The organism is Psychrosphaera sp. (assembly GCF_982872775.1).
The window spans coordinates 3033-9068 of record NZ_CEYNSH010000068.1 but is presented as its reverse complement, the minus strand read 5'-3'; the positions used below and the strand labels follow the sequence as shown (position 1 = coordinate 9068).

Here is a 6036-nt window from a genome sequence, read left to right as displayed (position 1 = left end):
CCAGCATTTTGCAACTTTTCACAAAGCTCATAAATGTTTTCGACAGCAAAGGCTAAATGTCCAAAGTTTCTGCCGCCTGAATATTCTTCCGGGTCCCAGTTGTAAGTGAGTTCTATTGTTGGAGACTTTGTTTCTTTTGCGGTCTCTAACTGACCTGGCGCCGCCAAATAAACTAAAGTAAAACGGCCTTTTTCACTTTCCATACGGTGGACTTCTTCTAGCCCCAACAAATCACAATAAAAGGACATTGACTCGTCTAAGTCTTTGACACGCACCATAGTGTGTAAATATTCCATAAAGAATCCTCGATAAATAAGCTAAGTGTTTTGTTTGAGACGTATAGTTTAAACGACAAAGCGCACCATCGAAACTAGTGATTTTGATACACACCCCGTATAATCACGCGTTTTTAGTAGGCACACGTTTGCCATTCTCCTCCTACAACCGAGAGTATAGTTAGTTTAATGAGAATCACCTTAGCGCCGATGGAAGGTGTCATCGACCATCTAATGCGACATATGTTGACTGAGCTAGGCGGCATAGACCTATGTATGACGGAATTCATTCGCATCGTCGATCAAAAGCTACCTGAACGTGTTTTTTACCGATACTGTCCTGAGCTTCATCAGGGCAGTGTTACTCCAAATGGCACGCCTGTACGTATTCAACTGCTTGGGCAAGACCCTCATTGGCTTGCAGAAAATGCCGTTGTTGCGACAAGCCTCGGAAGCCAAGGCATTGATCTCAATTTTGGTTGCCCAGCAAAGGCCGTAAATAAAAGTAAAGGTGGCGCTGTTTTACTTAAAGAACCCGAGACGTTATTTGCAATAGCCAAAGCAGTGAGAGAAGCCGTACCAACTGAATTGCCTGTAACCGCCAAAATGCGTTTGGGCTTCGAAGACAAAAGTCTTGCTGTTGAGAATGCGCAAGCATTGTCTGAAGGTGGCGTTAACGAAATTGCTATTCATGCAAGAACCAAAGTGGAAGGTTACAAACCTCCCGCTTATTGGGAACATATCGCTCATATTAAAAAACACACGTCGACGCCACTCATTGCAAATGGTGAGATCTGGAATCCTGAACAAGCTAAACAATGCCAAATCCAGTCTCAATGTGAAAATATCATGTTAGGACGAGGAGCGTTAGCCGTGCCTAATTTAGCGGCATGGATAAAAGGTCTCGATAATAAACTGTCTTGGCCTGAGGTATTAGCATTACTGCTCAATTATTCTAAATATGAGATCGAAGGTGATAAAGGCTTGTACTATTCAAACCGTGTCAAACAATGGATGGTTTATTTAAAAATGGCCTACCCTGAGGCGGCTGAATTTTTCAGAAGCATTCGGACCATCAAAAAGACCCAAGAAATGTACGATGCTATTTCACGTGAGCTTGAAGAGCCCAAAGGCTAAAACAGAATTGTGTGTGATTTGAGGCATTAAAAAACGGTTATCACCTTTAACAGATGGATAACCGTTTTTTTGTCAGTCATGCTTTAACTAAATAATCAAAACACATTCTAACCTAATGTTATTTTACACCTAGTTCACGTAGACGCTCGTCTAAGTATTCTCCTGCAGTATAACGCTCAGATAATACAACGTCAGGACGCGGGTGTAAGAATAGAGGTAAAGAGATACGAGACTTAGAACGGTCTGCACCTTCTGGATTGATAACACGGTGAATCGTAGATGGGAAGTAACCACCTGACGCTTCTTGTAACATGTCACCAATGTTCACGATCAAACAACCAAAGTCACCCGGTACATCAAACCATTCGCCATCTTTCTTAAGAACTTGAAGACCGCTTGCATTTGCCGCAGGTAATACAGTCAACAAGTTAATGTCACCGTGTGCCGCTGCACGAATCGCACCTAGCTCTTCGTCACCAGTAATAGGTGGGTAATGTAAAATACGAAGAAGAGTTTGTTCGCTGTTTTTGATCATTGAAGATAGCGCTTCTTTGTAATTTACCGCTACTTCTGCTGGAGAGTATTTTTCTACCCAATCAAGTAAAGTTGAAGCTAGTTCATTTGCTTGCTCGTAATACGCGTGGATTTCTTCGCGTAATTCTTCAGGGCATTGACCCCAAGGGTAGTAGTGGTAGTACTCTTTGATGTCTTTTTTATCAGCGCCTTTGGCAGTTTCACTCACTGTATCAGGGAAAAAGCCGTCTTGTGTCTCGACGTTATACTCAAAATCGAACTTCTTTTCGTCTGCAAAGAAACCCGCCCACTTGTCATAAATAGACTGAAGCATGTCTTTTTGTAATGGGTGATTTTTTAGTACACCAAAACCCGTTTCGTGAAGAGACTTTACGAACTCTTGCGCTGCATTTTCAGCGTTAAAATCTACAACTGATAACATCTTTAATTCCAACATCAATATTTAGTGGCGCGAATTATAAGCGAGATTTGCTTTGATTCCAAAAAAAAAGCGTAAAAACACGACACAGATCAAAAGTGACCAAGTTTTAACCCAGTCAATTTCTTAAAATATTATTCTTATCCAGTGCTAATTTATTAAATTAATTAGTTAATTTTGGTCTCAGCTTCACCAAAAATCGGTTGCCGAATTGAAAGAGCCCTAGTCCAGTCATGATCAACAACCCGCCAATCAGTAATGTGTAAGAAAAGCGCTCATCATTTAATAGAATACCAAGTGACATAGAAACCACAGGGGTTAACATTGTCACCAATGCGACAGTACTTGCCTCTAGTTTTTGTAAGATGAAGAAATACGCCAAAAAGCCTAACAAAGAAGCAAACACGCCCATATAGACAACGGCCCAAATAGCTCTTGGTTGCCAGTCTGTATAATGGAGCTCTCCATCTAAAACAAACCAAGCAACTAAATAAACTGGCAATGAAATCAACAGACTACCAACCGTTGTAGAGAGTGGGTGTAAGTCGATTTGTACACTTTTTACCAGGACACTACTGAGGCTAAATAAAATGACCCCTATGAAAATAAAGGTGAACCCGTAAACAGCGCCATCATTAATGATTAGGTTTTCACTGCATACCAACGCTAAGCCAGATAAAGCGACGAGTAAGGACACCTTTTTTGTTTTGGTGAATTTGTTTTCTGCTAGCATTCGCTGGGCCATTAGCCCAGATAAAATAGGCGCCAAGCCAAAAGACAACGCCATCAAACCAGAAGAGATATATTGAGCGGCAAAATAACAAAACAACATGCCGACAGACAGACTCAAACTAGAATATAAGTAGACTTTTATAGCACGAGTTCTCGTGTCTAACTTAATTCCCATTATTTTCATCAAAAACAAGCCAAAAACAGACGCAATAGTCATACGCATCAATAAGGACATCGTTGGTGGAATAGACTCGCTACTCCACACAATCCCAAGCGGCGTGGTGGACCAAACTAAAACAACAATGAAAAAAGCGACAGAGACCGGCATTAAACGTCTTCCTGCAAAATGAACGTGCTAGTGAATATTATTTGTATATCTAGAGTATATACTTTAACCGTATCTTGGAGAAAACTTAATTTGACGGATTTTCGATTATTCACCAATTTGTCATGCCCAAAGTACTGATTAAATGCTAAATTTAATGTTCATTTGAAATGGGAGGAAGAATGAGAAAAGCGATTGTGTATTTATTGGTAGGATTAGTGATCATCACCGTGATCAGTCTATATACATTAACCGGCCCTATTGCACGTTACGCTGTTCAAACAACCTTTGAACCTCAAAAACTCACTCTAAGTGACAGCACGGACATTTCCTACGACCCGTTCGTTAACGAATTAACTATCAAAGATTTAACGCTTTTGCATGAGAAAAACAATGAATTGCTCAAGCTTGATAAGTTGGTCTTAGAAATAGATGTCCTTCCATTATTCCGAAAAAGATTACAAATCAATTCTTTTGAATTATTTGGTCTTGAAACCTCTATCAAACAAGTTGTTGTAGGCGATAAAAAGGCTGTCAATGTCTCTCCCGAATGGCTTATTAACGGTTGGTCCACTAACAACCTATTGACCAAATCAGATAACGCAAATGACCTGGCCGGTGAAAGCTCAAGCCGAAAAAACCAAGGTCCTGACAAGACCGCCTTGTTTAAAGAAATTGTTATTGAAAATTTACAGTTTGAAAACATCAACGTAAGTGCGGAACTACCAACTCAAACCCACCAGCTTTCTTTGGATCAGTTATCCTTAAGTGAGTTCACATTACTGTTAGATGAAAACAACCAAATTAGCGACTTACAGTTTGAGTTATCAACTCGTTTTAAAAGTCAAAATACATTAGAACTTGAGGATGATCAGTTTTTCAATTTAGGCACTAATTTAACGCTAGAAATGAAGCCTGTAATTTCATTTTCCGAGCAAGACATTTCTATCAGTAATGAGCAGCCGATAGAGCTAACAGTCAATGAGTTAAAAACTGACTATAAAGCACAAGACATTAATGCGAGCTTGGCTAATTTTACAATGTCGCTAAGCGACTTTAGTACTGTTATTAGCCAGAATAAACCCTCGGATGGCGCTAATGCAGGTGACAGCGCCACGCAGGGCACAACAGCGATTGACCTAGACGCTAACCTTGAATGGGCAATCGAAGATCTTGTTGTTAATAATTTTGATAAAAGTGTTGAGATATTCTCATTGGGTAACGCAAGCATAGAACCCGCTTCTATATCATTTAACAACGCAAAAAACGTCGCCCTACCCGCATATAGCTTTAAGACTAGTACCTTCGAATTACAAGACTTAAGCTTGATGAAGTTTTTGGAGAACAACAAACCTACCCTTTCAGTACTTGAAAAACTGGTTGTAACAGACATCAATGTCAGTTCGGAACGTGTTGCACTAGGACTGGTTCAGGTTGGAAAGCTCAACAACAACATTTTGATCAACGAAGCAAAAGAGTTGGCGAACTTGTATTTACCTAATCAAAGTATTGCAAACGAGGTAAAAGAGGACGCTTTGGGTGAGTTTGTTGATCAGGCAGATGCCGAATCAAATACTGACAAACAAGTTGAAGAAGAAGCCCAGCAAAGTGAAGAGGAGCAAGTACCTAACGATGTCAGCTCAGAGACACCAAGTGATGGTGAGTCAACCTCCAAGAAAGCTACCGAAAAAGGTTCACCAGCTAGTGGTACTTCAGAGCAAACTACTTCAAACACGAGTACTATCCCTTTTCAACTAAAAGAAGTAGTCAACATCGCACCGATAACACTTAACACTGTCGATATGAGTGTTTCACCAGTCTACCGCTCTTTATTAGAAGTGAGTTACCTCTCTCTTCAAAACATCGACACTCAAAGCCCTGAGCAAAAAGCCACTTTAACGATTAACGCAACCAATAATAAATACGCCAAAATTGACGTAAATGCGCAAAGCCAACCCTTTGCTGTTACACCAACACATGACATTCAAATAGATCTTGCCGAAATAGATATGGCATCCATTTCACCCTACATTAGCGGAGCATTAGGCTATCACATCAATAGTGGGCAAATGGACAGCAAAATAACGGCACAAGTCGAAGGAGAAAAAATTGATGGTAATGCAGACTTACTGTTGAGAACCATGGACTTAACGGCGATTTCTAATGAAGGTGAAGAATCTAGTGTCAGTGGTGGTGCTATTTCCTTTAACTACGCGTTAGGCATGCTGAAAGACGGTGATGGAAACGTTGATCTTTCCGTGCCGTTTTCGGGTGACTTAAATAACCCGTCGGTTGGTTTTAGTGGCTTTTTATCGTTGATTGTCAAAAGAGCAACCATGTCCGCAGCCAAAGATTACCTAATCAATACCTTCGTCCCGTATGCAAATGTGGTTAATTTTGCCTTGAGTGCCAGCAAACATATTTTAAAACTGAGATTCAACGATTTGGTATTTACACCAAAACAGACTGAACTGTCCGATTCACAAAAAGATACCCTAAGTCAGTTGGCTCAAGTTCTGAATAAACACGACTCAGTTACCATCAAAATTTGTGCTATCAGCAATCCGTCTGATTTAGTAGATGTTTCACCTGTTGATGCACCCGTCCAGGCAAAC

5 protein-coding genes are annotated in these 6036 nt (G+C 40.4%); 2 read left to right on the top strand and 3 right to left on the bottom strand.

The window, feature by feature from the left end:
* On the bottom strand, nt 1-296 hold a 296-nt coding region (locus AC4E96_RS13490; RefSeq protein WP_490256190.1), incomplete at its 3' end, for a VOC family protein.
* A 168-nt stretch (nt 297-464) separates the two neighbouring features.
* Here AC4E96_RS13490 and AC4E96_RS13485 point away from each other — a divergent pair.
* Nucleotides 465-1412: a tRNA-dihydrouridine synthase gene (locus AC4E96_RS13485; protein ID WP_490256189.1), complete on the top strand. Its 948-nt coding sequence runs from the start codon at nt 465-467 to the stop codon at nt 1410-1412.
* A 118-nt stretch (nt 1413-1530) separates the two neighbouring features.
* On the opposite strand, the gene AC4E96_RS13480 is transcribed toward AC4E96_RS13485, so the two are convergent.
* Entirely contained in the window at nt 1531-2367 is an 837-nt protein-coding gene (locus AC4E96_RS13480) for an isopenicillin N synthase family dioxygenase (RefSeq protein WP_488032576.1), read from the bottom strand.
* A gap of 160 nt (nt 2368-2527) precedes the next feature.
* A complete protein-coding gene (locus AC4E96_RS13475) occupies nt 2528-3424 on the bottom strand; it encodes a DMT family transporter (RefSeq protein WP_490256188.1) in 897 nt (298 codons plus the stop codon).
* Between the two features lie 179 nt (nt 3425-3603).
* On the opposite strand from AC4E96_RS13475, the gene AC4E96_RS13470 reads away from it, so the two are divergent.
* Nucleotides 3604-6036 (top strand): DUF748 domain-containing protein (locus tag AC4E96_RS13470; RefSeq protein ID WP_490256187.1); only part of this gene is annotated, 2433 nt, incomplete at its 3' end.

Bases quoted from the DNA above. Each gene is read 5' to 3' on its own strand.
- AC4E96_RS13475 (WP_490256188.1), bottom strand. From the start codon at position 3,424: ATGCCGGTCTCTGTCGCTTTTTTCATTGTTGTTTTAGTTTGGTCCACC.
- AC4E96_RS13485 (WP_490256189.1), top strand. From the start codon at position 465: ATGAGAATCACCTTAGCGCCGATGGAAGGTGTCATCGACCATCTAATG.
- AC4E96_RS13480 (WP_488032576.1), bottom strand. From the start codon at position 2,367: ATGTTATCAGTTGTAGATTTTAACGCTGAAAATGCAGCGCAAGAGTTC.